Source organism: Flavobacterium sp. MAHUQ-57, assembly GCF_051908335.1.
Taxonomy (GTDB): domain Bacteria; phylum Bacteroidota; class Bacteroidia; order Flavobacteriales; family Flavobacteriaceae; genus Flavobacterium.
The window spans coordinates 869,175-892,652 of record NZ_JBPZTE010000007.1 but is presented as its reverse complement, the minus strand read 5'-3'; the positions used below and the strand labels follow the sequence as shown (position 1 = coordinate 892,652).

Below are 23,478 nucleotides of genomic sequence, written 5' to 3'. Positions count from 1 at the left end.
TTTTTGTTGCTTATAGTTCTTCGGATTCCAGAGTATCGTAAACCAATGCTTCGGGATGATGTTTCTTTAAGGAAAAGTAGGCAATCAACGTACTGGCCAACATTCCGAATCCACCCAATATAAATGGTGCGCCAGCAAATGTAAACGGAGCTTCATTGTGTGTGAAGTAGTAAAACACTGTCGACATTAGCGGTGGTCCAATAATCGCAGCAGCACTCACTAAACTCGTTAATGTGCCTTGAATTTCTCCTTGTTCATTAGCAGGAACCTGAGACGCGATTACTGCTTGCAATGCCGGTCCGGCAATTCCGCCTAAACAATACGGAATCAAAAATGCAAACATCATCCAACTTTGTGTAGCAAAACCAAATAAAAACATTCCCAAAGTATATAAGGCCATGCCAACATAAATACTCTTTACATCGCCCAATTTAGGATTAATCCAACGTATTAATCCACCTTGAACCAAGGCAACCAGTATTCCAACAACGCCTAAAGAGAGGCCTACCATAGTTTCGTCCCATTTAAATTGGTACATGGTAAAATAACTCCAATTACTTTGCACAGCATGAGAAGCAGTATGTAGTAAAAAAACAGCCGCTACTAATCCGATAAGGCTTGGGTATTTTTTTAAACTGATTAAAGAACCAACTGGATTAGCACGTTTGATATTAAATTCGCGACGGTGTTTTTTTGATAACGATTCGGGAAGTATAAAATAGCCATACAAAAAGTTGAAAAGACAAAGTATGGCAGCTGCATAAAAAGGCACTCTTGCACCATATTGGCCAAGTAATCCGCCAAGAACAGGTCCGATGATAAAACCCAATCCAAAAGCCGCTCCAATCATTCCAAAGTTTTTGGCTCTGTTTTCATTAGTACTAATATCACCTATATAGGCTGCCGCAGTAGTAATGCTTGCTCCTGTAATACCTGCTATGATTCTTCCAATGAATAGCCAAGTGATAGTAGGCGCAAAAGCAAGTAACAAATAGTCTAAACTAAACCCAAATAAAGAAAGTAATAATACTGGCCTTCTACCAAATTTATCACTTAAGTTTCCAACCAAAGGTGAAAAAAGGAATTGTGTAATGGCATAAGCAAACGTAAGCCATCCTCCATATTTTGCAGCTTCACTTACATCACCATGAATCAGTTCCTGAATTAGTTTTGGAACTACCGGAATGATAATCCCAAGTCCGATGACATCAATCAATAAAGTGATGAAGATAAAACCGATAGCGGCTTGTTTCTGATTTTTTTTCATACTGTTTTCTCGTTGTTTATTTTGGTTGTATGATTTTTACCGAGCCGTATTTTTCGGATAAGTACGCTTCGTAAAGTTTTTCAAAATCTTCAATTTTTAAGTCTTCTATTTCTTCAAAACCGTAGCTGTTGTATAGTTCTTTATCAATAAAATAAGTATTGATTTCTTTTAGTGTAATCATTGTGTTGTTCTCAAGGTATGCTGTTGCTTTGATTTTGACAAGGATTGAGCCTTTAAAACCTTTGGGTTGAATTATGTGTTCAAAATCAGTGTCATTCATTTCCTCTGTTGGCATTAAATCTTCTAATACTGTTTGCTTTTTCGCTGGGATAAGAAATGTTTTTTTAGATTCTAGTTCAATCGAAGTTTGCTTAACTGGAGGAAGTGTGGTGGCTACAAATGAAAAAGCACTGATCAGAACAATTGTCATTTGAATTAACGGATTGGCTTTTAAAGTATAGGCTTTTTTATTTTTGAAGTACAGATAGGAAAATGGTAGTATCAGTAAGGCGATTAAATCGGTAACATCTACAGTTCGGTAAACCCCAAGGTGAGTTACTGAAGAAAGCCAATCAATAAACGGCTGTGCCATTTCCAGTTTCCAGTAGATGAAAAATAAGGCAGTTGCGATATAAATGAACTTCGCCTGTTTCTCCATAAATACCGAGAAGAAATACGGGAAGATGAACAGCCCTGCAAAATCCGAAAGCTTTCCGGTAAGTATTCCCGGGAAGGCATATTTGAAATAGCAATCATTAGTAATGAGTAGCAGTAAGCCAAGTAGGAATAAAGGTCGGGAGAAAAGGGTGAGGTTTGCTTTCATATAGAAATTGTGCTATCCAAGATTATTTTAGAAGTGTTAAACATACAAAAAAACCCGCTTTCTTTTTACGGAAAACGGGATTGTCAAACTAAAAAACAGGGATTATGTATTCATCCTTTTTTGTGTAGGCTTTTTGCGGTCGCTTTTCTTGACACCGCCAGCCATTTCATATTGTGAACTGTTCTTGCCGTATTTGGTGGCTACACCAGCGAGAATCCTTTCGTTCCAGTCTTTAATTGCATCAATCTTTGCAATGCAGTTGTTGTACAAATTGTCTACCGTACTCAAAGCGGTATTGTAGGCTTCCAGATCAGCATTCAATGCGTTAATATGATCTTCGTAACTTCTTGCGTTAACTCCGCTCCCCAAATCTAAAGTATTGTCGATACTTTTAATTGCAGCCAGTCTTGTGCGTGCTTTTTCCAATGCAACTACACGTGATAGTTTTTTTCTTGCCATGATGTTCGTTTTTTAATGATTGTTATTTTTTACGATTACATACAGAAATCCAAAAACCGTTCCAAAAAATAAGAATATTCCTATTTTTTAATCTAAAAGTATCTTGAAAATGAGTTGTTTATCTTTTTTCTGAATCAAAAAATGAATGTAACTATTTGTTTTTCAGTATCTTATTGAGTATTTTAAAATGTTTGATACCGGAAATAAAAAGTTTATTTTTTTTGGCTGTAAAGCAAAAATGAGAACTAGTTACTAAATGTATAGTTCTCATCTTTTAGTTTATAGTTCACGTTACAAAGAAACTAGTTCACAACTTTTAGTTTATAGTTCACGTTACAAAGAAACTAGTTCACATCTTTTAGTTCATAGTTCACGTTACAAAGAAACTAGTTCACAACTTTTAGTTTATAGTTCACGTTACAAAGAAACTAGTTCACCTCTTTTAGTTTACAGTTCACGTTATAAAGAAACTAGTTCACAACTTTTAGTTTGTAGTTCACCTTTTAGAGTTGCTTCTTCGGGCCGTCGAGTAAGTAGATCCAAATCATTCGTGACAAGCGGAAGTTGAACGTGCTCCACAAAACCGCCATCGTTGCGATTAACCCTACAATGGTTAAGAAGCTGTCGATGAATTGGTAGGCAATCAAAAAGAAAACCACCATTTCGGCTACTAAAAGTGCGTAGCTCACAAACATCGATCCGAAGAAATACCCCGGTTCTTTTTCAAACTTGTGGTTACAGTGCGAGCAATGGGTGTGCATCTTGGGTAATTGCAAAAGGAAGATGTTACCTTTTTTAGCAAATACCTGTCCTTGATGGCATTTTGGACATTTTTCTCCGATAATATGTAAGAAAGTTGACATGACTTATTTTTTAGGTAAAGGTAGTGCGATGTTTGCATTGGGCTATTGCTAAATCACGCTACTATTTGTACTTTTAGGACATATTGTAAAGGGTAAAGCAATGAAGAATTTAAAAGTGTTGCATTTGGATCAATTTGGAAGCTCCCATACATTGGAGGGTTTTCATACCAATACAATAGAGAGTCATCTGGTAACGGCACATCGCAACATTCATAAACCGCACAAGCATAGTTTTTATTTGACTGTACTATTTACGCATGGATCGGGTACGCACGAAATCGATTTTGAAACCTATACCATACAGCCGGGGAGTTTATTCTTTCTGAATCCCGGACAAATGCACCATTGGGAATTGTCGGAAGACATTCGGGGTTTTATTTTTTTTCACTCCCAATCGTTTTATGAATTGCCGTTCACCAAAGCCAAGTTGCTGCAGTTTCCTTTCTTTCAGCGTATTCAAAATGTACCGGTATTGAATTTAGGGCAGGAGGACTTACCCTATTTTAGGAACATGTTTGCCCTTATTTTGGAGGAAGCTACTTCTGGAAAGGTGTTCCAGGCTTCTAAAATTTTGGCATTGGTCGAATTGATTTATATTGAAAGTACCCGTTTGTATATAGGTGAGGATAGTATAGTGCAAAAGAAGACGCATTCGTATTCGGAAAAGTTTCAAGAGTTGGAGCGCTTGGTGGAACAGCATTACAAAAGCGAAAAGTCGGCGTCACAATATGCGGATTGGTTGTGTGTTTCGCCCAAGCATTTGAATCGAATTACACAAGATCAAGTCAATAAGACCACGACCGATATTATTCTGGAGCGGGTTTTCCTGGAAGCCAAACGTGAACTGATTTCGCAAAAACGGAGTTTCAATGCCATTGCCGCCGATTTAGGGTATGTGGATTATGCCTATTTTTCCCGACTATTCAAAAAGAAGTGCGGGGAAACGCCTTCGGAGTTTTTGCAACGGTATGGGTAGGAAATAAAAAAAACAAACCGCACTTAAAAGTATTCTAAGTACGGAAAGAAATTATGTTTTGTTTAGATGAAAAAATTATTTTTGAAAGTGAACCATTGCGGCGTCTAAAAGTTGTTTTTTTAGTGCAACTACACTTTCTATACCTTTCACCTCATATTTATTTCCATTAATTTCAAGTGAATAATTATTTCTTGAATTAAGAATTTTGCAGATATTTTTTTTGTTGTTATCGTCTACTAATATATTGAAGCTGTTTTTTTGGTCTCTGTAAGATATTCTATCTGCATCAATCTCTTTTTTATGTATTAGAATTGTTTTGATAGCATGATATATTTTTAATTCTTCAGCGGTTGTGATTATAAGACTTCCATTTTTTGATTCTTCTTCAATGACTTTATATAAGGCTTTTTGAATTGAACTAGAATTAATCTGTTCTCTAATTTTTGTTTTTAATGGATCTGTTAATCTTTTTCCATTCATTCTGTTGAAAATTGCTTTTAAGAAATCATCAGAAGGGTCATACAATTCACTAGCAAATGCAACTGAAAAACCGCGCATAAAATAAAAATCAGTCGCTTCTTCTAATAACTCTTTAACATCAATATTATTTTTATGTAGTTTTGATAGATTGTCAATTAAAGTATCGTTCACTTCATTAAAATCTAAAACTAAAAACGGATTAACGTTTAAATTAGTTTCTTTATTTGCTTCGTCTGCACTGTATATTCTCCATTCAATACCATTTGTTAAAATGCCCAACTTTGAACTAGGTGTATTTATGAAATATCCATTTAATTGTGATGCTTCTTTATCAGTTAATGTCTTTCCATACTTTTTGCATTCAACAATAATTTCTGGATTTTTTCCTTTTATTAGTAAGCCTATATCAGCTCTATCATTTTTTTGTCCCCAACCAGCATTTATTTCGGTTAGCATATCATCCATTCGGCTGTATCCTAATATTTCAATAATTGGTTCGATTAGATATTGTCTTGTTTGAGCCTCATTAGTACATTTTTCTTCAAGTTTGTTGAAATCAAATTTAGAGAGTGATTTTTTAATGACGTTGGCTATCTGTTTGTTTATTGGCATATTAGAATAGAATTGATTTGACTTATGCTAAAGATAGAAAAATCTTTCTATCATTATTCTTTAAAAAGAAGAATAACTTGATTTTAAAAAAAATCCCGAACTAAATGTCCGGGATTTATATTGAAATAAAAGAAATATTATAATTCCAATGCTTTTCTTGGATTACCACCCATTAAGATTTCTGTAGGGTTTTCTAAAGCTTCTTTAACTGCTACTAAGAAACCAACTGACTCACGGCCGTCGATGATTCTGTGGTCATACGACAATGCTACGAACATTACCGGAGCGATTACGATTTGACCGTTTTTCACGATAGCTCTATCCACTACATTGTGCATTCCTAAGATACCTGACTGTGGAGGATTGATGATTGGCGTTGATAACATTGAACCGAAAACACCACCATTCGAAATAGTGAAAGTACCACCTGTCATTTCATCTACAGTGATTTGTCCGTCACGAGCACGTAAAGCCAAACGTTTGATTTCAGCTTCCACACCACGGAAAGACAATAATTCTGCGTTACGCATTACTGGAACCATTAGTCCTTTTGGTCCTGAAACCGCTACTGAAATATCACAGAAATCGTAAGAGATTTTCTCTTGACCATCGATCATAGAGTTTACATCCGGATATAACTGTAAAGCGCGTGTTACCGCTTTAGTAAAGAAAGACATAAAGCCTAATCCCATTTGGTGTTTTGCTTTGAATTCTTCTTTATACTGATCACGTAATTTATAAATTTCAGTCATGTCAACTTCATTGAAAGTAGTTAACATAGCCGTTTCGTTTTTCGCAGCTACTAAACGCTCTGCCACTTTACGACGTAACATGGATAATTTTGATCGGTCAGAACCACGAGAACCTCCAGTTGGTGTTCCCATAGAAGGAACTGCATTGGCAGCATCTTCTGTAGTGATTCTTCCTGCTTTGCCTGTTCCGGCTACTGTTGCAGGATCGATATTTTTTTCTGCTAATATTTTTTTAGCTGCTGGCGAAGCACTTCCTGTAGCATAGGTAGTTTCTTGAGCAGGAGCCGCTTTCGGAGCTTCTACTTTCGGAGCCTCTGCTTTCGGCGCTTCTGCAGCTGGAGCACTACCTTCTGGTTTTGCACCGTCTGTATCAATTAAACATACTACAGCACCCACTGCTACTGTATCACCTTCTTCTGCTTTAAGCGTAATGATTCCGCTCATTTCAGCCGGTAATTCCAATGTTGCTTTATCCGAATCAACTTCTGCAATCGCTTGGTCTTTTTCTACATAGTCTCCGTCTTTTACTAACCAAGTTGCAATTTCTACTTCCTTGATTGACTCTCCCGGTGAAGGGACTTTCATTTCTAAAATCATCGGTTATAATTTTATAAAGTGTTGTTATATATCAGTTTATCAAAAATACAATTTTTATTGGAATAAGGTTTTATCGAAAACCATAGCGATAGCAGCGGCATGACGTTTTTTAGAACGCACATAACTTCCTGCTGCCGGCGCACTGTAAGCTTTTGGAGACGCTACTCTGAACTTCACTTCATTGAAATTCATCAACATGAAACCGTAAGCTCCCATGTTTCTCGGTTCTTCCTGAGCCCAAACGTAATCCTCTACATTAGGGTATTTCGCTATGATCGCTTTCATTTGTTCAACCGGTAACGGGAACAATTGCTCCAATCTTACTAATGCCACATCGTTTCTTCCGTTGGCTTCTCTTTCCGCTTTTAAGTCGTAGTAGAATTTACCTGTACAGAATACCAATGTTTTTACATCAGCCGCATTTACATTAGCATCGTCAATCACTTCCTGGAATTCGCCGTTTGTGAAATCTGCTACCGAAGAAACCGCTTCCGGATGGCGTAATAAACTCTTAGGCGTCATTACCACTAATGGTTTACGGAACTTGGTTACCATTTGTCTTCTTAATAAGTGGAAGAAGTTGGCAGGCGTTGTACAATCGGCTACATACATATTATGGTGTGCACATAGTTGTAAGAAACGTTCCATACGTGCCGAAGAGTGTTCAGCACCTTGGTTTTCGTATCCGTGCGGTAATAACATTACGATACCGTTCTGATTGTTCCATTTGTCTTCTGCAGCAGAAATGTATTGGTCAATCATGATTTGTGCACCGTTTCCGAAATCTCCGAACTGAGCTTCCCAGATAGTCAAAGCATTCGGGTTAGCCAAAGCATAACCATATTCGAATCCTAAAACACCATATTCTGAAAGGTGAGAGTTGTATACGGAGAAGTTTCCTTTTTTACCAGGGATATGATTCAATAAGATTACTTCTTCTTCAGAATCTTCTACTTTAATCACAGCATGACGGTGAGAGAATGTACCACGCTCTACGTCCTGACCGGAAATACGAACATCGTATCCTTCGGTTAATAAAGATCCGTAGGCTAACATTTCACCCATAGCCCAATCCAACTTATCTGTTTCGGTATACATTGTTTTTCTGTCACCGATTAGTTTTGTGATTTTGCTGATGAATTTTTTATCAGAAGGCAATTCGGTTACCGTTTTTGCTACTGCATCAATAACCTCTTTGCTTACTTTTGTGTCGTATTTTTGAAGCATTCCTTCCGCTTCAACTTGTTCAAAGCCTTTCCACTCGTCTTGCATGAACGGAGAAATTACCGTTAAGTCTTTTTTGCGAGAGTTTTCCAGGTTTTCTTCCAAAGAAGCTTTGTATTCGTCTTCTAAACTTTTTACATAATTACCATCGATGGTACCTTCTGCTTTTAACTTATCTGCATATAGGTCTCTTGGGTTTTTATGTCTAGCAATTGCTTTGTATAAAATAGGTTGAGTAAACTTAGGTTCGTCACCTTCATTATGACCGTATTTTCTGTATCCTAATAAATCGATGAAAACGTCTGTTCCGAATTCCATACGGTATTCTAAAGCGAATAACATCGCGTGTACTACCGCTTCTGCATCGTCGGCATTTACGTGTAATACTGGAGATAAAGTTACTTTGGCAATATCGGTACAGTACGTAGAAGAACGTGCATCCAAATAGTTGGTTGTAAATCCTACTTGGTTGTTGAATACCACGTGGATGGTTCCATTGGTTTTGTATCCGTCTAATTTTGCCATCTGGATGATCTCGTAAACAATACCTTGACCTGCTACTGCAGCATCACCGTGAACGGCAATAGGTAGTACTTTAGAGAAATCCTGTGGATAGTATTTATCTTGTTTTGCACGAGTGATACCTTCTATAACGGCACCTACAGTTTCAAGGTGCGAAGGATTCGGTGCTAAGTTGATGTTGATTTTCTTTCCGTTAGCAGTTTGTCTGTCGGCAGTTAAACCTAAGTGGTATTTTACGTCACCATCAAATAATGCATCATCGTCATAATCTTTTCCGTCAAATTCAGAGAAGATATCTTGTGTTGGTTTTCCGAATACGTTAGCTAACACATTCAAACGACCACGGTGTGCCATACCCATTACGAATTGTTCTACACCTTTATCGGCAGCTGCTTCAATTAAGAAATCTAAAGCTGGAATAGCCGATTCGATACCTTCTAATGAGAAACGTTTTTGACCTACATATTTAGTATGTAAGAAATTCTCGAAAGAAACCGCTTCATTTAATTTCTTAAGGATGCGTTTCTTTTGGTCGGTATTGAAATTCGGTAAGTTATCGTTAATATCCAAACGACGTTGAATCCAATCGATTACTTTCGGGTCACGAATGTACATGTATTCTACACCAATGTGCTGACAGTATACATTGTCCAAATGTTTTACGATATCACGTAAAGGACAAGGTTGTAAGTTAACCACTTTAGCGGCGTCGAAAACCGTATTCAAATCGGCATCCGACAATCCGAAGTTCTCTAAAGATAAAACAGGAGAGTAATTTCTTCTATCGCGTACCGGGTTTGTTTTCGTGAACAAATGTCCGCGAGTTCTGTAGCCGTCAATTAATTTAAGAACGTTGAATTCTTTTTGTAATTTTTCGGCATTACCGCTGATGGGTGCTTCACCATTTGAGATGGCATTTAGTTGATCTACCGGATTTGCAAATTCATTGGCAAAGTCGAAACCTTGAAAAAATGCTCTCCAGCTAGGCTCAACACTATCAGGGTTTTGTAGATATTGTTCGTATAAATCGGCAAAAAATGCCGTGTGTGCTGCGTTTAAAAAGGAAAACCTATCCATAATATTGGTCTGAGGACGATTTAGGTTAAAAAATTTATGCAAAAGTATAAACTTTTCGGCTAATCTTTTAAAGAAATTGGTACATTTATCTCTTTAATTTTTAAATATTTAAAATGATGTTAAAAATTGGTGGAAACTTTGTTAAATTGATTTTTATTTTGGGAATATTTTTCAATAGTGTAATTTCTTCCGCTCAGAATGATAGCATTCCGAAGAGTAAGAGTGCCTTTTGGGAAAGAGTGCAGTTTGGAGGAGGTGTTGGATTGGGGCTTGGGAATCGTTACACTAACATTACGTTATCTCCAATGATGTATTATAATGTGAATGATATTTGGACTTTAGGAGCGGGTTTGAACGGTAGCTATGTTAAAAATAAGGACTTTAATTATAATTCTTGGATTTATGGAGGGAGTTTGGGTGCTATCGTGAATCCTGTAGAGTTTTTACAAGTTTCAACTGAATTGGAGCAATTAAGAGTGAATGCAGAATATGATACGACTTCCGGAACAATAAACGACAATTTTTGGAATACGGCACTTTTTGTAGGAGCGGGTTATCGTAATACTAATTTCACCATTGGGATTCGATACAATGTATTGCACGATGATGACGATAGGATTTATTCGGATGCCTGGATGCCTTTTGTAAGAGTAGTTTTTTAAGACATAAGTATATATCAAAAAAAGGAGAGCAATTGCTCTCCTTTTTTTATTTGCTTAGTTTGAATTGATTTTATTTAGATGTCGTTTTTACGGAAGAACAAGTGGTAAAAGTATTTCTTGGATTACTCGTAAATAATTCTGTTTCATTATCAACTGTTATAGGGTCATTACCAGTGTTGTAATTAGTACCTCCATAAATCGTATGCATTTGTAAGCTGTTTAATTCGACAATTGAAGTCTTTTGCAAGCTTAATTTTTCATTTCTGATTTTTTTCATAATAATAGCTTTTTTATAAAGTTAAAAAATAATGATGTTGAAAATAGGTATTAGGTATTGCGGTCTTTTTACAGTTTATTTTGTTGCTGTTTTAATCGCAGAACAAAGTGTGTATGTATTTCTAGGGTTGTTTGTGTTGTTGTCGTCAGTAGTACAGTTTGTAGTAAAAGGTTCACCATCATCTCCTCCTTTAATTCGAATCAATTGAGAATAATTTAGTTCGGTTACTGTTGCCTTTTGTAGACTCAATTTTTCTTTTTTGATTTTTTTCATAATATTTGGTCTTTATTTGCTGCCAAATGTATTTTAAAAATTTGAAGTTAAGTAAATAGCTACACACTTTTTTATAAAAAAAGGGGTTGTTTTAATGAGTTATTTTCTTGGTTTTGAAGTTGTTAGATGTTAAAAATGAAAAACCTTTTTTTTATACTTGTCTTTCTATATCTATCGGTTCCGTTACTAGCACAATCAGCTAGTAATAAAACATTAATTGACTCCATTAAAAAGACACTTTTCAATGATACTAAGAAAGCAAAGAAACTCAGTTATCGACTATTGGCCAAGAGTAAGAAAACAAAAAACCTTAAAGAGCAAGGACTGGCTTATTTTTATTTAGCTGATTTGTCGGGTGCTGAATCACAGATTGATAGTGTTTTTTATTTTTATGAAAAAGCAATTCAAAAAGCAGTTGAAAACAATGATTCTGATCTTGAGCTTAAATTTAAAATTAATAAAGCAGGCTATTTATTTAATCAAAATGATTTTGACAGTGCGTTAGAATTGTATGATGAATGTTTGAGTTTGGCAAAAAAAAACAATGATTCTTATGCCTATGATTTTATTGTTATTCAAAGAGGAAACGTCTATTTTGAAATAGAGAAGTATGACGAAGCTTTAAGTATATTCAAGGCAGGATTACAAAAACAAAATTTCGACAGACTTTCACGTTTGGGAATACAATTAAGTCTTTCAAAGGCTTTTCTTAAACTCAATAAACCCGATTCATCACTAGTTTACATTAACAAAGGGTTAGCGGTTTCTAAAAAATTTAAATATGTTGAATATGAAATTTTCTTTAGAGATCAGTTGGCTACTGCTTTTATTTATTCGAAACGATATAAAGAAGCTGAAAATGAGTTGAATAAGGCGTATTTAATTGCCGAAGAGTATGGTGTTGTTGGGTATTTGAGAATGATACGTATTAGTAGGGCCAAACTATATACGTTACAAAATCGATCAAAAGAAGCCGTAAACTTAATGGAGGAATTGCTTGTTAATAAAGAGAATGTTCCGTTTAGTATTGAAAATAGTATACAAATTGACAATATTCTTGCTGAAAACTATAAGGTTTTGGGTAATTCTGAAAGAGCTGCCTATTATTTTGAAAAGTATGTAGATGATTCCAAAAAAATTGGCCAAAAGAAAATTGAAACGATTGATTATCTGCATAATATTAACGTATCAGAAATAGAAAATGAAAAGAAAGCCCTTAGTTATCAAAAATGGGGATTAACCATTGCACTGAGTGTTTTAAGCCTTTTGCTTGTTGTTTTGTATTTCAGAAAGAAAAAGAAAGAACAGGAAAATCAGGAAAAATTCGATCATCTAATGCGTCGAATCAATGAGTTTGAAGCAGGAGTGAATGTAGAGAAGGAAACGCCAATTGAAGAAGAACTGCATATTGCAAGAAATCATATCGCCGATATTGAAGAAACTACAGAAGAAGAGGTTTCTTTCGAAGCAACTTTTGAAGGTGAAATGGAGGAGGAGAGTATCGAAGAAATGGATTCGGAACCGGAAAGCTACGATGAGGAAATGCTTGCTTCAGGCGCTACCGGATTCATCATAAAAGATGAAAAAGTAAATCAAATACTTGACGGTTTAGTTCGTTTGGAAGAAAAAAAATACTTCTTAAAGCAGGAATGTACACTGCATACTGTAGCCAAAAAATTAAAAACCAACACGGCTTACTTGTCTAAAATTGTGAATAACGAGCTGGGCAAGAGTTTCAGTACCTATATTAATGAACTTCGCATCAATTATATTATTGTTGAATTAAAAAACAATGCGAGACTTCGATCTTATTCCGTAAACGCCATTGCAGTGGAAATTGGTTATAAAAGGCCAGATGCATTTACCCGTTATTTTAAGGAAGCTACTGGAATAACACCTACTATTTATATTAAAAAGATCAATCAGCACCTAGAAAACAACAAATAGCATAACTTGTTGTAAATGTGATTGTTGCTTTGTTTTTTGAACGCCTTTTTTTATAAAAAGGTGTGTTTCTCATTTTTTTCCTTCCGAAAACCTCTTTTACTTTGGCTCAACGAAAATGAACAAGGCGCCGTTCTATTTTCGTTGAATTAAAACAGTCGTGTAAGATGCTGTTTTAGAAGAAATTGTAACAAAATGCAAACTAAACAAGTAAAGGTTAGGAATTATAATAAAGGGAACATTTCTATAGTTCTAGTTTTCCACTTTGTAGTACTTCTTGCTATTATTTGTTTGTTAAAAAGAACGATTTAATTGCAAACAATGTATCTGAAAAAAGACAAAAGATTAAACCGCAACTCGATTTTTGAATTGAATGATCCGATGAAACGAGGTCAGAAGCACGCAGGATTTAAGCTTTTTATTTTCAGACTGAAAGAGGCGCTACAAAAAATCTTTTAACGCAATCTTTTTCAAACAATTGTTTCCGTTGATTCCTTCTTTTAAGGAAGTACCCGAAAATCCTAGTAAAGAGTAGGGAAAATTCAAAAAAATAAGAAACAATGAAAAAACAATCAGAAAACAACAAATTGCTTTTTGAAAAAACTTCCATCATCGAATTGAATGACAATCAATTGATGTCAATTCATGGAGCAGATTTAGGAGATGCCATTCAATCTGCAGTGGTGTCCTTTGTGCAAAACTTGCCAGCGGGTACAAATGCTGCGGTAGTATCAGCGGCTGTTAATTTCGCACAGACATTGCAAATGCCTTAATTAAGTAACTAATCTAAATTTTATAAACATGAAAAAAGAAAATGCAAACAAGTTGGCTTTTGCGAAAAAAGCCGTGGCCGAATTAAACATTGATGAATTGAACAAAATCCAAGGGGGAACAGGGTATTATCAGAATCAATTTCAAACGAATCCTTTGGGATGTACTTTTTGTGTTGCCAGTAGTAACGGACCTGGTACAATAGGGGATTATTATGAAATCTATCAACCGTAATTCAAGTAGTATGAAAAAACAAAATGTAAACAATCAGTTGGCATTTAAGAAATCTTCTGTTATAGAGTTGTGTACTAATTCTTTAAATCAGGTTGTAGGAGGAAGTAGGACGATTTCGCCCGTTGAAAATCAAATTATTAACGGAGTGAAAGAAATTTATAATGACGTAAAAGAAGGAATTAAAAATCTTTTACCTTGATGATCTATGCCGGATAAATCATTTCGGAAGGAATCAGAGAAACATTAAAAAAACAGGAAAATAAAATCATAATAACATGAAAAAACAAATTGTAAACAATAAGTTGGCTTTTAAAAAAGCATCTGTTACAGAGTTGTGTAATGAGTCTCTCAATCAGGTTATTGGAGGTACCGTGACGGGTTTGACCCTTGAAGCTCATATTGTTGAGGGAGTGAAAGGAGCTTATAATTCAATAAAAGAAGGAATTAAAAACCTTTTGCCTTGATGATTCATGCCGGAAAAATCATTTCGGAAGTAATCAAACAAACATTAATAAATAAAATCATAATTACATGAAAAAACAAATTGTAAACAACCAATTGACTTTTGAGAAAAAGTCGGTTGCAGAATTGAATAGCAATGAATTGAAAAATGTTCAAGGAGGTTCATCTCCGATTTGTTTCCCTCAGGCTGTAAGCCAGATGACTCCAGCAATAGTTACTTCTGGGTTAATTGGAGATGAAAGTAACGCAAATTAATTATTAATCAGAATAGTATGAAAAAGAAAAATGGAGCAATTGTTTTAGCATTTACTAAAGCTGCTGTGACCGAATTAAACGAAGCATTATTGTTAGAAATCAACGGAGGATCAACCATCAATGGAGGAATTGACTGTTCCGGATGTTGTTGCGATCCTTTGTTGGAGGCCATGAGAACTAAGGTAGCTTTTTAGCCTATAGCAGTCAATTCGGACTATGACGTATGCTACCGGTGAACGGAATTATACCTATGTCAAAATGATTTAAATACAAAGTGCAGAAAAGGAGGATCCTGAAAATCCTTTAAAGAGTAAGGGGAAAATAAAAAACTAAGAAAAATGAAAAAACAAAATGTAAAGAACAAGTTGGCTTTTGATAAGCTAGCCATTGTTGAATTGAATGACACTAGAATGATTGGGGTTTATGGTGGTGAATTAACGGATGCAGTAGACGCAGTAAGTAATGTAGTTACCAAATTAATGGATCAGGCCAACGAGGCAGGATACGCAGTTAGCTACGCAATAACAACAAAAATTAGATAAACTAAAAAACGACAAAAAATGAAAAACAAAAATTTAAATCAGTTAGCATTCAATAAATCTACTCTAGTTGAATTGAATGATAAGAATTTAGTAGAAGTTAATGGAGGAGGAACTACGACTCATGTATGTTTGATAGCTGCGTCAGCTTTGAGTGTAGGTAGTTTAGCGGTGACTATGGCTTTTGAATTCGGTCTTTTAGAAGGAGCGGCAGATGCAATGGCTACTAAATAATTAACTTGTGAAAAAGCAAAATATAACAGGCGAACTAGCTTTTAAGAAAGCTGTAGTTTTAGAATTAAACGACGATCAACTGTATAGTATACAGGGCGGAAGTTCTACTGGTTGTGTTTGTGAGGCAGTCGCTGATGCAATTGCTGAACTTACAAAAGATTTTTCACGTCCAATAATTAAATAATAGAATTTGAATTCTCTTATTTTTTGAAGTATGACAATAAAAAAAGCCAGACTCCCCAGTCTGGCTTTTTCTAGTAATAAATAATTAATTAAAGACTTATTTGTATATCAGCCTGTACATTTAGGCAAAATTTACCAGTGAAGATACTTCTAGGATCTGTATCAATTCCACAAGCTGTTCCTCCGTAAATTTTGCTTGCTTCTTCAGAATTTAACTCAACAATGTTAGTCTTTTTGAAATCTAATTTTTGAAATCTAATTTTTTTCATAATCTTTGGCTTTTTAATTTGATACCCAAATCTATTTGAAAAAACTTAGCCAAAAAAATGTACACGCCTTAAATTTATAAAAAATGGATAATTTTAATTTTTTTAAATAAATGATTTTCAGAAGATTAGTCGAATTAAATGGAAAAACATGCCTTTTTGGACTTGTTTTTTTCATTCTCTCAAATGCGTCGATTTATTCACAAAAAAGTGATAGAATCAATGATTCAATCCAAAAATATTTATATGAAAACCCTCAAAAAGCAAAAAAATACGCTCATAAACTATTAACTTCTTTAAAAAGTAGTGGACAAACTAAAGAAATTGTCTTCGCTTATTGTACACTTGCCGATTTATGTGGTGCGTTAAGTGAAAAAGACAGTGTTTTTTATTTTTTCGATAAAGCAGCCCAAGTTGCTCCCAATGACAAAGATTTTGAGTTGGTGGTAAAAGTGAATAAAGGGAATTATTTATTCAATCAGTTTGATTTCGAAGGAGCACTGAATATTTACAATGATGTATTGGCAATTTGTCAGGAAACTAACGATGATAAGACGTACAATTACATTCTGATAAAGAAGGCTAGTATTTTGTTTGAATTGGAAAAATACCATGAAGCACTGGATATTTACAAAAAGAACTTAGACGATAAAAATCTTAATGAGATGCGAATGCTCGATGTTAAGTTGGGATTGGTTAAATCGTATATTAAATTAAAACAACCTGATTCTGCTTTTGTGTATATCAATAAAAGTTTAGAGTTGTGTAGAAGAAATAATCTTAAGGAACATGAAATTCATTTTTTAAAACAGTTAGGACTTTATTTTATAGATAAGGGTAAGCTTAATGAGGCAGAAAAAGCGATGCAAAAAGCCTCACAAATGGCTTATATCACAAAAAACATTAATGTAATTGCTCCTATTCAAATTGATGTTTCTAAAATATATACACTGAAAAAAGAGTACAATAAAGCAATTTCGACTTTATTGAATATGATCAAATCCAAGGATACGGGTATAATGCCTATCGAATACCTTTCTGAAATATATTACTTATCGGCCGAGAACTATAAACTTTTGGGAGATACTGAACAGTCCAATTATTATTTCCAGTTGTTTATCGATAAGTCAAAAAAGATTGGGCAGAAAAAAATTGACACTATTGACCACCTTCATAAGATTGATATTTCAGAACTCCAAAACAGGGAAGCTTCTTTAATTAATCAAAAATGGGGTTTGTTTTTGGTTGTATTGTTTTTATTTGCTGTGATTCTGATTGTTTATATGAATAAGAAAGGAATCGAAAAACAAAATCAATTGAAATTTGATGAGTTGTTGTTCAAGATCAGAAATTATGAAGACGAGACTAGAAAAGTGCAATCTTCAATTGGGAATGAACCCATAATAAGTTCATTAAAGGCAGTTGAAGATGGCTTTGAGGATAACCCAAAAGAGGAATTAGAAATTGAGGAAATTGAGGAAATTGAGGAATTTGATGAGGTAGAAGAAATTTCAGAGGCTTATGAAACCTCAGAAGAAGAATTGTATAAGGAAGAAGTAGATAGTCAAAATAATGGATCAGGATTCAATATAAAAGACGAAACGGTTGCTGATATTTTAGAAAAGTTGGTAAAATTGGAAGAGAAAAGACAATTCTTGCGACAAGATTTTACTTTGCATAATGTTGCTAAAAAGCTAAAGACTAATACCGCATACTTATCAAAAATAATCAATTCGGAGCTTGGAAAGAGTTTTAGTACTTACGCCAATGAACTACGTATCAATTATATTATTTTAGAATTGAAGAATAATACCAAATTAAGGTCATATTCTATCAATGCAATCGCAGAAGAAATTGGATACAAAAGTCCAGAATCATTTACAAAATACTTCAAAGCAGCCACTGGAATTAGTCCTTCAGTATATATTAAAAAAATTAATGAAATAAAGTAGATTAAATTGTAATTATCTTTAAATCAGTTAATTAAAATTGAAAAACACGCCCGATATTTTATAAATATGGGGCGTGTTCGTTTTTTTATTCAAAATTAACCTGTTTACTTTGTCGAAGAAATATGAAAGAAATCTGATTATTTCTGCTTTGGACTTTTTATGGTGGTGAAAATTAAAGTAGCCACCTAAAGTCAAAAAAATAAAACAGAAAAAATAAAACAGAGTGTGGAAGACTCTGTTTTATAAGAAAATTTAACAAAATATAAACCTAACAAGGTGTTGCTAGAATTTACATTCTACAAATATAGTATATATTTTTTATTTTGAAAATAGTACTATTCTAAAAATGTCTACACTAGCATTGCTTATTAGGTCGAATTACAGAGAATGAGCAATTACAAAAAAAACAAATTAAGTTCGAATTCAATTTTCAAAATCAATGAAAAGGATTTGCAATATCCGCAAAAGAGCCTTTTAAATCGATTCCAATCCTTTTTTAAATGGATTGTACTCTGGAAATAAATTCTAACCTATAAGTTTTAATCCTGCTTTAGCTTGATTTAGGAATTGCTTGTGCTTACTCTAGATGAGTGGGTCATCATGGTATGCGAATAATTTGATAACTATTAATACATAAACTATGAAAAAGCAAAATGCAAAAAAATTGGCTTTCAACAAGGCTGATGTGACCGAATTGAACCAATCTGAGATGAACGTTATTGGAGGTGGATTACCAACCACATCAACTATAGGTCCAATGACGATAGTGTCCATTAGCTGTACATTCTGTATCTCAAGTAGCAATGGGAATTTCACACAAATCGAATTTTAATTTAAATAGTATGAAAAAAACTGCAAATACTAACGAATTGGCTTTTCTAAAAGCGATTGTAGTCGAATTAAACGATAACACTATGGTATCGATCAATGGGGGAACTTCTGATCAAAATGCCATCGTAGATACTTGTACGATTTCAATTATATGTCAAACTAAAGATTGGTTTTAAAATGAAAAACAACAGTAAAAGCACACTGAATTTTAACAAATCAACACTTTCTGAATTGAATGAAAGTGACATGTTAAAAATTAATGGTGGAACTTTAGAAACATCAGGGTACTGCTGTTTCACAACGAAACAATTAGAATTGGATAACGCTTAAAAAACTAAACATGAAAACAACAAAAGAAAACAACAGTTTGGCTTTCAACAAAGCCTCGGTAACAGAATTAAATGATTTGGAATCAATGGCTATCATTGGAGGTACAGAAGACATGCCAGTGCCAACGGTAATTCAAAATTTGACTAAAATTTCAATCATTAGATTCCATTAAAAGTATGAAAAAGTTTAACGCTAGCAATAAATTAGCATTCAATAAAGTAGCAGTTGCTGAACTGAATGACACTACATTAAACGATGTAAATGGAGGATCAATAACTTTAGGTGTAGCTGTAGTTGTTGCATCGATTATAGTTATGGAGTATATCAAGGAACAACAAAAATAATTCTGGAAGAATTACAGGCAGATAAAGATTCTTTATCTGAATAATCATGAAACATTTGCATTTTGTAAATGGCATGCCAACTATACATTAGTCTTGGTACAGAGCAACTATTGCCTGTAATTTTCTTCAGATTACTCATTTAATAATTTACAATTAATCAAATTTTAAAAACATGAAAAAGCAAAATGCAAACAAGCTGGCTTTTAATAAAGCAGCAGTATCTGAGTTGAATGAAAATCAGTTAACAAAAGTAAACGGCGGAACTTATGTGTATACTTTGCCAAGTGATCTAAGCTGTACTTTTTGTATCTCAAGTAGTAATGGGAACTGGACTAGAGACGAAATTTATTTTAATCAAATTCAATAATGAAAAAAGATAGCCATACAAGTAAGTTACAGTTTGCCAAAACAGTAATTGTAGAGTTGAATGATGACCAGCTTCATGGAATCAATGGTGGTGCAGACGGTTCAATCGACTGGCCTTCGACTGGATGTTTATGTACTTGGATTACAAGAACGATACAACAGATGGCTCAATAAAGCACACTATGAAAAAACAAAATAGTTATGACAAATTGGCTTTTAATAAAGCAGTTGTCGCAGAATTGGACACTCAAACATTAGCTAATGTGAATGGTGGTACTGGGACTAGTTATTTAACTGTAGTAGGACCTACAAGCGCATTCACAAGTGCAACAATAGATATGTCGCAGGCAATCAACTAATCAGGTCGTTTTTAGGATTCGCTGTGATAAATGACAGCACAATGAACTGTAGTCTGGATTTTAAAATCTCAGATTAGAGAAAGGGATAAAATTGCCTGAAAAATGAAAAGTTATCATTGTGCTTTTCAGTTGAAGTCTTTTATGAGTCTGATTTTGATTACCAATCATAAAAATTTAAAAGTTTATAACAACACTAAATCAAGAATTTAAATGAAAAAACTAAATGTTAACAACAAGTTGGCTTTCAATAAAGCGGCTGTTACCGAACTGAATGAAAATTCATTAATCGCAATCAATGGTGGATCTACTATTGTTGGTGGTGAAACATGTACTGGATGTGTTTGCTTTTCCGTAACCACTAAACTAACTCGTCAAAATACACTAATTGAATTCTAAATTATATGAAAAAACAAAATGCAAACAACAAGTTGGCTTTCAATAAAGCGGCTGTTATAGAATTGAATGAAAAGAACATGCACGAGGTAAATGGCGGTACATCTGGAGCATTTACGGTTGGTACAACTTCCTTACTTACTTTAACTGTAAGTAGTGATGTAATCCTTAAAGAATATTAAAAACTTGCATTAAACATGAAAAAACAAACATTAAACAACAAGTTGGCTTTCAATAAAGCGGCTGTTGCAGAATTAAACGAGACATCATTACATGCAATCAATGGAGGAAGTTCTACAGGATGTGTATGTGACGCAGTTGTAGATGCGATTAAAGACGCAATCAGCCAAATGACAAGACCAATAGTAAACTAACTTTAAAATTAGAGAAAAACATGAAAAAGCAAAATATGAACAACAGATTGGCTTTCAATAAAGCAGCTGTTATTGAACTAAATGAAAATTCATTAATCGAAATCTACGGTGGATCTACAATTGTTGGTGGTGAAACTTGTTCAGGTTGCATGTGTGACCCGATTACTATCAGGATTACAATTTACGAAGTTGCTTTTTAATTCACATTTACAACTATGAAAAGACAAAACGCAAACAATAAGTTGGCTTTTAATAAAGCGGCTATTACAGAATTGAATGACACCTCGTTGACAAACGTTCATGGTGGTTCATCAGAAACAGTAAGTATTGCAATCACTATTTATTTGGTGACCATGAAAGTTGTAGAATATGTTCAGGAGCAACAAGCAAAATAGTTTATAAGGAAACTTCACGGCTTGTAGGATCGCCGCTCTCAATCTATTAATTCATATGTACTTGTAATTGAGAATGTCAGAAACGAATTGGTTTTGACACTGGACTTCTATTGTCTTGATTTTCCGAAAATACTATGTCAATAAAGTGAGTTAAATAGCACAAAATGAAGCAATGGATATTTTGGATTCCTCTTCATTAATAAGTGATGGTAGAATTGATTATTGGCTAATAATTGAAAATAAAAAGATTTCAAAATGCTAGCAAAGTCAATTGGAACTGCCAATTGTTTTAACAAAAGCTTTCAATTGACAATTTGCTTAGAATTATTATAAAGGTAATAATAAACTAAACTAAAATAAACATGAAAACTCAAAAGGTAAACAACAAGTTGACTTTTACTAAAGTTGACGTATTAGAGCTTAACGAAGACCAAATGTCAGAAGTTAACGGTGGGGTATTTACTTCTAGATATTGCATAATAATACTTGAAGATATGTTTTAAGCATTGCATCACTAAGTGATACATCTAACAAAAAAATCAAATAAAAAACATGAAAACTCAAAAGATAAACAACAAGTTAGCTTTCAATAAGGCAGCTGTTACAGAATTGAATGAAAATACGTTGGCAGAAATTAACGGAGGAGCTTCTATAGACGATCTTATCGATGCTATTGGTGATGCAATTAAAGATGCGGTTAGACAAATGACTCGCCCAATTGTAGGATAATTAAAAACAAGGAAGCATGAAAAAGAAAAACGCAACGAACAGATTGGCTTTTAATAAAGCAGCTGTAGTAGAGCTAAATGACGCCTCCATGTCAAAAGTACACGGTGGTTCTACTGAAACTGTAGGTATAACAATTAGCCTTGTCATCATCAGTATGAAAATTATTGACATGATGCAGGAAGATGCAATGAAATAAAATGAAAACAATGAATACGGCTAGTAAACTGATTTTTAAGAAAACAGTTGTTACAGATTTGAAAGATTCTCTAATGCAGCAGATCAATAGCGGAAGTGCATTGAATGATGTGACCATACAGCTGACTATTCTATTGATAAATAGTTGAATATTAAACAATTAAAATTAAATAACAATGAAAAAAGAAAATTTAAACGGAAAATTAGCTTTCAACAAAGCTTCAGTAACAGAATTAAATGACTCAATGTTGAGAAGTATTAATGGTGGTGCAGAAATCATGGCAGAAGATGGTTCAACTATCCTTGGTGGTCCAACTTGTACAGGTTGTGTTTGTTTTGATGTTACAATCAAAGTAACTAAAACGATAGTATTATACTAAAAAATCTTGAAAAATACAGTTTGAACTTAATGAATGATTATGCACAGACTGCTTTAGTCCAATTGATGATTTTACAATCGTTCGAACAAGCATACACAACTGTAATTTCTCTAAAAAAAGATAATGGAGAAAGCTGAAAATCCTAAAAAAGAGTAAGCAATATAAACAATTTACAACATGAAAAAACAAAATGTAAACAACAAGTTGGCTTTTAACAAAGCTGCTGTTATCGAATTAAATGATGCTCAAATGCATAACGTTGATGGTGGAACATCTCCAGTAGCTACTTCTTCTACTTGGTGTTTAGCGGGTGCAGGAGCTGCAATTGGAGCTGCAATTGCGTATTTCGTTGACTAATCAAAATTATCAATGAAAAACGGTGCGTTTGTCTTTGTTTTAAGTATGCTCACTAGTTACATGATAGTTAGAGATATTAAAAAGAGCTATCAGAAAAAAAACGATTTAGAGCAAACAGAGACTTGTAAAAAAAATCAATCTCAAATTAAATAATTTAAGTAATCATGAAAAAACAAAATGTAAACAACAAGTTGGCTTTCAACAAAGCTGTAGTAATTGAATTAAACGAAGCACAAATGTACGATGTAGATGGTGGAACATCTCCAGTATGTGCAGCTGCTGTAGCATCTTCAAACTGGTGTATAGCTGGAGCTGGAGCTTTAATTGGAGCATCAATCGCTTATTTCGTAGACTAACTATCGACTAGTTTCAGTAGTTCATAAATCAATTTTCAAACTAAATAATTTAAATAATCATGAAAAAACAAAATGTAAACAACAAGTTGGCTTTCAACAAAGCTGTAGTAATTGAATTAAACGAAGCACAAATGTACGATGTAGATGGTGGAACATCTCCAGTATGTGCAGCTGCTGTAGCATCTTCAAACTGGTGTATAGCTGGAGCTGGAGCTTTAATCGGAGCATCAATCGCTTATTTCGTAGACTAATTAATAAACTATATCATGAAAAACAACAATTCAAACATCGCATTGTCTTTCAATAAGGCAGCTATTGCTGAGTTAAACGATCAATCTTTAGTTGATATCAACGGAGGAAGTACA

General features: G+C 34.1%; 45 protein-coding genes. 35 read left to right on the top strand and 10 right to left on the bottom strand.

The window, feature by feature from the left end; all coding sequences use genetic code 11:
- Nucleotides 1-10 precede the first annotated feature (10 nt).
- From ACS8MM_RS12150 to ACS8MM_RS12135, 4 genes are all read right to left on the bottom strand, one after another.
- The gene (locus tag ACS8MM_RS12150; RefSeq protein WP_379717282.1) at nt 11-1,267 is read right to left on the bottom strand and encodes a TCR/Tet family MFS transporter; all 1,257 of its coding nucleotides are present in this window, start codon (nt 1,265-1,267) and stop codon (nt 11-13) included.
- Nucleotides 1,268-1,283: 16 nt separating this feature from the next.
- On the bottom strand, nt 1,284-2,090 hold the full coding sequence (locus ACS8MM_RS12145) for a hypothetical protein (protein ID WP_379717280.1): 807 nt from the start codon (nt 2,088-2,090) through the stop codon (nt 1,284-1,286).
- A 102-nt stretch (nt 2,091-2,192) separates the two neighbouring features.
- Nucleotides 2,193-2,549, bottom strand: coding sequence for a hypothetical protein (locus tag ACS8MM_RS12140; protein WP_379717278.1), 357 nt, complete (start codon nt 2,547-2,549; stop codon nt 2,193-2,195).
- 503 nt (nt 2,550-3,052) lie between these two features.
- The gene (locus ACS8MM_RS12135; protein ID WP_379717276.1) at nt 3,053-3,412 is read right to left on the bottom strand and encodes a DUF983 domain-containing protein; all 360 of its coding nucleotides are present in this window, start codon (nt 3,410-3,412) and stop codon (nt 3,053-3,055) included.
- A gap of 100 nt (nt 3,413-3,512) precedes the next feature.
- Here ACS8MM_RS12135 and ACS8MM_RS12130 point away from each other — a divergent pair, with 100 nt between their 5' ends.
- Complete coding sequence (locus tag ACS8MM_RS12130) at nt 3,513-4,388, top strand: helix-turn-helix domain-containing protein (RefSeq protein WP_379717274.1); 876 nt, start codon at nt 3,513-3,515, stop codon at nt 4,386-4,388.
- Nucleotides 4,389-4,463: 75 nt separating this feature from the next.
- On the opposite strand, the gene ACS8MM_RS12125 is transcribed toward ACS8MM_RS12130, so the two are convergent.
- From ACS8MM_RS12125 to ACS8MM_RS12115, 3 genes are all read right to left on the bottom strand, one after another.
- Nucleotides 4,464-5,480, bottom strand: coding sequence for a type I restriction enzyme HsdR N-terminal domain-containing protein (locus ACS8MM_RS12125; RefSeq protein ID WP_379717272.1), 1,017 nt, complete (start codon nt 5,478-5,480; stop codon nt 4,464-4,466).
- A 137-nt stretch (nt 5,481-5,617) separates the two neighbouring features.
- On the bottom strand, nt 5,618-6,829 hold the full coding sequence (gene odhB / locus ACS8MM_RS12120; protein ID WP_379717270.1) for a 2-oxoglutarate dehydrogenase complex dihydrolipoyllysine-residue succinyltransferase: 1,212 nt from the start codon (nt 6,827-6,829) through the stop codon (nt 5,618-5,620).
- 54 nt (nt 6,830-6,883) lie between these two features.
- The gene (locus tag ACS8MM_RS12115) at nt 6,884-9,652 is read right to left on the bottom strand and encodes a 2-oxoglutarate dehydrogenase E1 component (RefSeq protein ID WP_379717268.1); all 2,769 of its coding nucleotides are present in this window, start codon (nt 9,650-9,652) and stop codon (nt 6,884-6,886) included.
- A gap of 113 nt (nt 9,653-9,765) precedes the next feature.
- Between ACS8MM_RS12115 and ACS8MM_RS12110 the strand changes: the two genes are divergently transcribed.
- Nucleotides 9,766-10,314: a hypothetical protein gene (locus tag ACS8MM_RS12110; protein WP_379717266.1), complete on the top strand. Its 549-nt coding sequence runs from the start codon at nt 9,766-9,768 to the stop codon at nt 10,312-10,314.
- A gap of 70 nt (nt 10,315-10,384) precedes the next feature.
- Here ACS8MM_RS12110 and ACS8MM_RS12105 read toward each other — a convergent pair whose 3' ends face one another.
- The gene (locus tag ACS8MM_RS12105; protein ID WP_379717264.1) at nt 10,385-10,591 is read right to left on the bottom strand and encodes a class I lanthipeptide; all 207 of its coding nucleotides are present in this window, start codon (nt 10,589-10,591) and stop codon (nt 10,385-10,387) included.
- A gap of 75 nt (nt 10,592-10,666) precedes the next feature.
- Nucleotides 10,667-10,864, bottom strand: a complete 198-nt coding sequence (locus tag ACS8MM_RS12100) for a class I lanthipeptide (protein ID WP_379717262.1) — start codon at nt 10,862-10,864, stop codon at nt 10,667-10,669.
- A gap of 135 nt (nt 10,865-10,999) precedes the next feature.
- On the opposite strand from ACS8MM_RS12100, the gene ACS8MM_RS12095 reads away from it, so the two are divergent.
- From ACS8MM_RS12095 to ACS8MM_RS12050, 10 genes are all read left to right on the top strand, one after another.
- Entirely contained in the window at nt 11,000-12,811 is a 1,812-nt protein-coding gene (locus ACS8MM_RS12095) for a helix-turn-helix domain-containing protein (protein ID WP_379717260.1), read from the top strand.
- Nucleotides 12,812-13,368: 557 nt separating this feature from the next.
- On the top strand, nt 13,369-13,581 hold the full coding sequence (locus tag ACS8MM_RS12090; protein ID WP_379717258.1) for a class I lanthipeptide: 213 nt from the start codon (nt 13,369-13,371) through the stop codon (nt 13,579-13,581).
- Nucleotides 13,582-13,609: 28 nt separating this feature from the next.
- On the top strand, nt 13,610-13,813 hold the full coding sequence (locus ACS8MM_RS12085) for a class I lanthipeptide (protein ID WP_379717256.1): 204 nt from the start codon (nt 13,610-13,612) through the stop codon (nt 13,811-13,813).
- Nucleotides 13,794-14,012, top strand: a complete 219-nt coding sequence (locus tag ACS8MM_RS12080) for a hypothetical protein (RefSeq protein WP_379717254.1) — start codon at nt 13,794-13,796, stop codon at nt 14,010-14,012. Before ACS8MM_RS12085 ends, ACS8MM_RS12080 begins: the two co-directional genes overlap by 20 nt.
- Before the next feature lie 76 nt (nt 14,013-14,088).
- Nucleotides 14,089-14,277, top strand: a complete 189-nt coding sequence (locus tag ACS8MM_RS12075) for a class I lanthipeptide (RefSeq protein WP_379717252.1) — start codon at nt 14,089-14,091, stop codon at nt 14,275-14,277.
- A 67-nt stretch (nt 14,278-14,344) separates the two neighbouring features.
- Nucleotides 14,345-14,530 carry a class I lanthipeptide gene (locus tag ACS8MM_RS12070; RefSeq protein WP_379717250.1) on the top strand — a complete coding sequence of 62 codons (186 nt, stop codon included), beginning with the start codon at nt 14,345-14,347 and terminating at the stop codon, nt 14,528-14,530.
- A 17-nt stretch (nt 14,531-14,547) separates the two neighbouring features.
- Complete coding sequence (locus ACS8MM_RS12065) at nt 14,548-14,724, top strand: hypothetical protein (protein WP_379717248.1); 177 nt, start codon at nt 14,548-14,550, stop codon at nt 14,722-14,724.
- Nucleotides 14,725-14,868: 144 nt separating this feature from the next.
- Entirely contained in the window at nt 14,869-15,072 is a 204-nt protein-coding gene (locus ACS8MM_RS12060) for a class I lanthipeptide (protein WP_379717246.1), read from the top strand.
- Nucleotides 15,073-15,090: 18 nt separating this feature from the next.
- The gene (locus ACS8MM_RS12055; RefSeq protein ID WP_379717244.1) at nt 15,091-15,303 is read left to right on the top strand and encodes a class I lanthipeptide; all 213 of its coding nucleotides are present in this window, start codon (nt 15,091-15,093) and stop codon (nt 15,301-15,303) included.
- A 7-nt stretch (nt 15,304-15,310) separates the two neighbouring features.
- Nucleotides 15,311-15,487 (top strand): class I lanthipeptide, encoded by a 177-nt coding sequence (locus ACS8MM_RS12050; RefSeq protein WP_379717242.1) that lies wholly within the window; start codon nt 15,311-15,313, stop codon nt 15,485-15,487.
- An 88-nt stretch (nt 15,488-15,575) separates the two neighbouring features.
- Here ACS8MM_RS12050 and ACS8MM_RS12045 read toward each other — a convergent pair whose 3' ends face one another.
- A complete protein-coding gene (locus ACS8MM_RS12045; RefSeq protein WP_379717240.1) occupies nt 15,576-15,755 on the bottom strand; it encodes a class I lanthipeptide in 180 nt (59 codons plus the stop codon).
- A 110-nt stretch (nt 15,756-15,865) separates the two neighbouring features.
- Here ACS8MM_RS12045 and ACS8MM_RS12040 point away from each other — a divergent pair, with 110 nt between their 5' ends.
- From ACS8MM_RS12040 to ACS8MM_RS11930, 23 genes are all read left to right on the top strand, one after another.
- A complete protein-coding gene (locus tag ACS8MM_RS12040) occupies nt 15,866-17,704 on the top strand; it encodes a helix-turn-helix domain-containing protein (protein ID WP_379717238.1) in 1,839 nt (612 codons plus the stop codon).
- A gap of 640 nt (nt 17,705-18,344) precedes the next feature.
- On the top strand, nt 18,345-18,536 hold the full coding sequence (locus tag ACS8MM_RS12035) for a class I lanthipeptide (protein ID WP_379717236.1): 192 nt from the start codon (nt 18,345-18,347) through the stop codon (nt 18,534-18,536).
- A 10-nt stretch (nt 18,537-18,546) separates the two neighbouring features.
- The gene (locus ACS8MM_RS12030) at nt 18,547-18,711 is read left to right on the top strand and encodes a hypothetical protein (RefSeq protein WP_379717234.1); all 165 of its coding nucleotides are present in this window, start codon (nt 18,547-18,549) and stop codon (nt 18,709-18,711) included.
- A gap of 1 nt (nt 18,712) precedes the next feature.
- Complete coding sequence (locus tag ACS8MM_RS12025) at nt 18,713-18,865, top strand: class I lanthipeptide (protein WP_379717232.1); 153 nt, start codon at nt 18,713-18,715, stop codon at nt 18,863-18,865.
- Nucleotides 18,866-18,875: 10 nt separating this feature from the next.
- Nucleotides 18,876-19,037, top strand: a complete 162-nt coding sequence (locus tag ACS8MM_RS12020; protein ID WP_379717230.1) for a hypothetical protein — start codon at nt 18,876-18,878, stop codon at nt 19,035-19,037.
- A 4-nt stretch (nt 19,038-19,041) separates the two neighbouring features.
- Nucleotides 19,042-19,209: a class I lanthipeptide gene (locus tag ACS8MM_RS12015; RefSeq protein ID WP_379717228.1), complete on the top strand. Its 168-nt coding sequence runs from the start codon at nt 19,042-19,044 to the stop codon at nt 19,207-19,209.
- Nucleotides 19,210-19,381: 172 nt separating this feature from the next.
- Nucleotides 19,382-19,576 carry a class I lanthipeptide gene (locus tag ACS8MM_RS12010; RefSeq protein ID WP_379717226.1) on the top strand — a complete coding sequence of 65 codons (195 nt, stop codon included), beginning with the start codon at nt 19,382-19,384 and terminating at the stop codon, nt 19,574-19,576.
- Nucleotides 19,576-19,749 carry a class I lanthipeptide gene (locus ACS8MM_RS12005; RefSeq protein ID WP_379717224.1) on the top strand — a complete coding sequence of 58 codons (174 nt, stop codon included), beginning with the start codon at nt 19,576-19,578 and terminating at the stop codon, nt 19,747-19,749. Before ACS8MM_RS12010 ends, ACS8MM_RS12005 begins: the two co-directional genes overlap by 1 nt.
- A gap of 8 nt (nt 19,750-19,757) precedes the next feature.
- Entirely contained in the window at nt 19,758-19,934 is a 177-nt protein-coding gene (locus ACS8MM_RS12000) for a class I lanthipeptide (RefSeq protein WP_379717222.1), read from the top strand.
- Nucleotides 19,935-20,144: 210 nt separating this feature from the next.
- Nucleotides 20,145-20,330, top strand: coding sequence for a class I lanthipeptide (locus ACS8MM_RS11995; RefSeq protein ID WP_379717220.1), 186 nt, complete (start codon nt 20,145-20,147; stop codon nt 20,328-20,330).
- Between the two features lie 5 nt (nt 20,331-20,335).
- A complete protein-coding gene (locus ACS8MM_RS11990) occupies nt 20,336-20,509 on the top strand; it encodes a class I lanthipeptide (protein ID WP_379717218.1) in 174 nt (57 codons plus the stop codon).
- Between the two features lie 15 nt (nt 20,510-20,524).
- Nucleotides 20,525-20,701: a class I lanthipeptide gene (locus tag ACS8MM_RS11985; protein WP_379717216.1), complete on the top strand. Its 177-nt coding sequence runs from the start codon at nt 20,525-20,527 to the stop codon at nt 20,699-20,701.
- A gap of 20 nt (nt 20,702-20,721) precedes the next feature.
- Entirely contained in the window at nt 20,722-20,901 is a 180-nt protein-coding gene (locus ACS8MM_RS11980) for a class I lanthipeptide (protein ID WP_379717214.1), read from the top strand.
- A 15-nt stretch (nt 20,902-20,916) separates the two neighbouring features.
- Nucleotides 20,917-21,096 (top strand): class I lanthipeptide, encoded by a 180-nt coding sequence (locus ACS8MM_RS11975; RefSeq protein WP_379717212.1) that lies wholly within the window; start codon nt 20,917-20,919, stop codon nt 21,094-21,096.
- 362 nt (nt 21,097-21,458) lie between these two features.
- On the top strand, nt 21,459-21,599 hold the full coding sequence (locus ACS8MM_RS11970; protein ID WP_379717210.1) for a class I lanthipeptide: 141 nt from the start codon (nt 21,459-21,461) through the stop codon (nt 21,597-21,599).
- 49 nt (nt 21,600-21,648) lie between these two features.
- Nucleotides 21,649-21,825, top strand: coding sequence for a class I lanthipeptide (locus tag ACS8MM_RS11965; RefSeq protein ID WP_379717208.1), 177 nt, complete (start codon nt 21,649-21,651; stop codon nt 21,823-21,825).
- 16 nt (nt 21,826-21,841) lie between these two features.
- Nucleotides 21,842-22,021, top strand: a complete 180-nt coding sequence (locus tag ACS8MM_RS11960) for a class I lanthipeptide (RefSeq protein WP_379717206.1) — start codon at nt 21,842-21,844, stop codon at nt 22,019-22,021.
- A 1-nt stretch (nt 22,022) separates the two neighbouring features.
- Nucleotides 22,023-22,169 carry a hypothetical protein gene (locus tag ACS8MM_RS11955; protein ID WP_379717204.1) on the top strand — a complete coding sequence of 49 codons (147 nt, stop codon included), beginning with the start codon at nt 22,023-22,025 and terminating at the stop codon, nt 22,167-22,169.
- Between the two features lie 27 nt (nt 22,170-22,196).
- A complete protein-coding gene (locus tag ACS8MM_RS11950; RefSeq protein WP_379717202.1) occupies nt 22,197-22,400 on the top strand; it encodes a class I lanthipeptide in 204 nt (67 codons plus the stop codon).
- A gap of 177 nt (nt 22,401-22,577) precedes the next feature.
- A complete protein-coding gene (locus tag ACS8MM_RS11945) occupies nt 22,578-22,757 on the top strand; it encodes a class IIb bacteriocin, lactobin A/cerein 7B family (protein ID WP_379717200.1) in 180 nt (59 codons plus the stop codon).
- A gap of 164 nt (nt 22,758-22,921) precedes the next feature.
- A complete protein-coding gene (locus ACS8MM_RS11940) occupies nt 22,922-23,113 on the top strand; it encodes a class IIb bacteriocin, lactobin A/cerein 7B family (protein ID WP_379717198.1) in 192 nt (63 codons plus the stop codon).
- Nucleotides 23,114-23,172: 59 nt separating this feature from the next.
- A complete protein-coding gene (locus ACS8MM_RS11935) occupies nt 23,173-23,364 on the top strand; it encodes a class IIb bacteriocin, lactobin A/cerein 7B family (protein WP_379717198.1) in 192 nt (63 codons plus the stop codon).
- Nucleotides 23,365-23,379: 15 nt separating this feature from the next.
- A partial coding sequence (locus ACS8MM_RS11930) for a class I lanthipeptide (RefSeq protein ID WP_379719010.1) occupies nt 23,380-23,478 on the top strand: 99 nt, incomplete at its 3' end.

Bases quoted from the DNA above. Each gene is read 5' to 3' on its own strand.
- ACS8MM_RS12150 (WP_379717282.1), bottom strand. From the start codon at position 1,267: ATGAAAAAAAATCAGAAACAAGCCGCTATCGGTTTTATCTTCATCACT.
- ACS8MM_RS12145 (WP_379717280.1), bottom strand. From the start codon at position 2,090: ATGAAAGCAAACCTCACCCTTTTCTCCCGACCTTTATTCCTACTTGGC.
- ACS8MM_RS12140 (WP_379717278.1), bottom strand. From the start codon at position 2,549: ATGGCAAGAAAAAAACTATCACGTGTAGTTGCATTGGAAAAAGCACGC.
- ACS8MM_RS12135 (WP_379717276.1), bottom strand. From the start codon at position 3,412: ATGTCAACTTTCTTACATATTATCGGAGAAAAATGTCCAAAATGCCAT.
- ACS8MM_RS12130 (WP_379717274.1), top strand. From the start codon at position 3,513: ATGAAGAATTTAAAAGTGTTGCATTTGGATCAATTTGGAAGCTCCCAT.
- ACS8MM_RS12125 (WP_379717272.1), bottom strand. From the start codon at position 5,480: ATGCCAATAAACAAACAGATAGCCAACGTCATTAAAAAATCACTCTCT.
- odhB (WP_379717270.1), bottom strand. From the start codon at position 6,829: ATGATTTTAGAAATGAAAGTCCCTTCACCGGGAGAGTCAATCAAGGAA.
- ACS8MM_RS12115 (WP_379717268.1), bottom strand. From the start codon at position 9,652: ATGGATAGGTTTTCCTTTTTAAACGCAGCACACACGGCATTTTTTGCC.
- ACS8MM_RS12110 (WP_379717266.1), top strand. From the start codon at position 9,766: ATGATGTTAAAAATTGGTGGAAACTTTGTTAAATTGATTTTTATTTTG.
- ACS8MM_RS12105 (WP_379717264.1), bottom strand. From the start codon at position 10,591: ATGAAAAAAATCAGAAATGAAAAATTAAGCTTGCAAAAGACTTCAATT.
- ACS8MM_RS12100 (WP_379717262.1), bottom strand. From the start codon at position 10,864: ATGAAAAAAATCAAAAAAGAAAAATTGAGTCTACAAAAGGCAACAGTA.
- ACS8MM_RS12095 (WP_379717260.1), top strand. From the start codon at position 11,000: ATGAAAAACCTTTTTTTTATACTTGTCTTTCTATATCTATCGGTTCCG.
- ACS8MM_RS12090 (WP_379717258.1), top strand. From the start codon at position 13,369: ATGAAAAAACAATCAGAAAACAACAAATTGCTTTTTGAAAAAACTTCC.
- ACS8MM_RS12085 (WP_379717256.1), top strand. From the start codon at position 13,610: ATGAAAAAAGAAAATGCAAACAAGTTGGCTTTTGCGAAAAAAGCCGTG.
- ACS8MM_RS12080 (WP_379717254.1), top strand. From the start codon at position 13,794: ATGAAATCTATCAACCGTAATTCAAGTAGTATGAAAAAACAAAATGTA.
- ACS8MM_RS12075 (WP_379717252.1), top strand. From the start codon at position 14,089: ATGAAAAAACAAATTGTAAACAATAAGTTGGCTTTTAAAAAAGCATCT.
- ACS8MM_RS12070 (WP_379717250.1), top strand. From the start codon at position 14,345: ATGAAAAAACAAATTGTAAACAACCAATTGACTTTTGAGAAAAAGTCG.
- ACS8MM_RS12065 (WP_379717248.1), top strand. From the start codon at position 14,548: ATGAAAAAGAAAAATGGAGCAATTGTTTTAGCATTTACTAAAGCTGCT.
- ACS8MM_RS12060 (WP_379717246.1), top strand. From the start codon at position 14,869: ATGAAAAAACAAAATGTAAAGAACAAGTTGGCTTTTGATAAGCTAGCC.
- ACS8MM_RS12055 (WP_379717244.1), top strand. From the start codon at position 15,091: ATGAAAAACAAAAATTTAAATCAGTTAGCATTCAATAAATCTACTCTA.
- ACS8MM_RS12045 (WP_379717240.1), bottom strand. From the start codon at position 15,755: ATGAAAAAAATTAGATTTCAAAAATTAGATTTCAAAAAGACTAACATT.
- ACS8MM_RS12040 (WP_379717238.1), top strand. From the start codon at position 15,866: ATGATTTTCAGAAGATTAGTCGAATTAAATGGAAAAACATGCCTTTTT.
- ACS8MM_RS12035 (WP_379717236.1), top strand. From the start codon at position 18,345: ATGAAAAAGCAAAATGCAAAAAAATTGGCTTTCAACAAGGCTGATGTG.
- ACS8MM_RS12030 (WP_379717234.1), top strand. From the start codon at position 18,547: ATGAAAAAAACTGCAAATACTAACGAATTGGCTTTTCTAAAAGCGATT.
- ACS8MM_RS12025 (WP_379717232.1), top strand. From the start codon at position 18,713: ATGAAAAACAACAGTAAAAGCACACTGAATTTTAACAAATCAACACTT.
- ACS8MM_RS12020 (WP_379717230.1), top strand. From the start codon at position 18,876: ATGAAAACAACAAAAGAAAACAACAGTTTGGCTTTCAACAAAGCCTCG.
- ACS8MM_RS12015 (WP_379717228.1), top strand. From the start codon at position 19,042: ATGAAAAAGTTTAACGCTAGCAATAAATTAGCATTCAATAAAGTAGCA.
- ACS8MM_RS12010 (WP_379717226.1), top strand. From the start codon at position 19,382: ATGAAAAAGCAAAATGCAAACAAGCTGGCTTTTAATAAAGCAGCAGTA.
- ACS8MM_RS12005 (WP_379717224.1), top strand. From the start codon at position 19,576: ATGAAAAAAGATAGCCATACAAGTAAGTTACAGTTTGCCAAAACAGTA.
- ACS8MM_RS12000 (WP_379717222.1), top strand. From the start codon at position 19,758: ATGAAAAAACAAAATAGTTATGACAAATTGGCTTTTAATAAAGCAGTT.
- ACS8MM_RS11995 (WP_379717220.1), top strand. From the start codon at position 20,145: ATGAAAAAACTAAATGTTAACAACAAGTTGGCTTTCAATAAAGCGGCT.
- ACS8MM_RS11990 (WP_379717218.1), top strand. From the start codon at position 20,336: ATGAAAAAACAAAATGCAAACAACAAGTTGGCTTTCAATAAAGCGGCT.
- ACS8MM_RS11985 (WP_379717216.1), top strand. From the start codon at position 20,525: ATGAAAAAACAAACATTAAACAACAAGTTGGCTTTCAATAAAGCGGCT.
- ACS8MM_RS11980 (WP_379717214.1), top strand. From the start codon at position 20,722: ATGAAAAAGCAAAATATGAACAACAGATTGGCTTTCAATAAAGCAGCT.
- ACS8MM_RS11975 (WP_379717212.1), top strand. From the start codon at position 20,917: ATGAAAAGACAAAACGCAAACAATAAGTTGGCTTTTAATAAAGCGGCT.
- ACS8MM_RS11970 (WP_379717210.1), top strand. From the start codon at position 21,459: ATGAAAACTCAAAAGGTAAACAACAAGTTGACTTTTACTAAAGTTGAC.
- ACS8MM_RS11965 (WP_379717208.1), top strand. From the start codon at position 21,649: ATGAAAACTCAAAAGATAAACAACAAGTTAGCTTTCAATAAGGCAGCT.
- ACS8MM_RS11960 (WP_379717206.1), top strand. From the start codon at position 21,842: ATGAAAAAGAAAAACGCAACGAACAGATTGGCTTTTAATAAAGCAGCT.
- ACS8MM_RS11955 (WP_379717204.1), top strand. From the start codon at position 22,023: ATGAAAACAATGAATACGGCTAGTAAACTGATTTTTAAGAAAACAGTT.
- ACS8MM_RS11950 (WP_379717202.1), top strand. From the start codon at position 22,197: ATGAAAAAAGAAAATTTAAACGGAAAATTAGCTTTCAACAAAGCTTCA.
- ACS8MM_RS11945 (WP_379717200.1), top strand. From the start codon at position 22,578: ATGAAAAAACAAAATGTAAACAACAAGTTGGCTTTTAACAAAGCTGCT.
- ACS8MM_RS11940 (WP_379717198.1), top strand. From the start codon at position 22,922: ATGAAAAAACAAAATGTAAACAACAAGTTGGCTTTCAACAAAGCTGTA.
- ACS8MM_RS11935 (WP_379717198.1), top strand. From the start codon at position 23,173: ATGAAAAAACAAAATGTAAACAACAAGTTGGCTTTCAACAAAGCTGTA.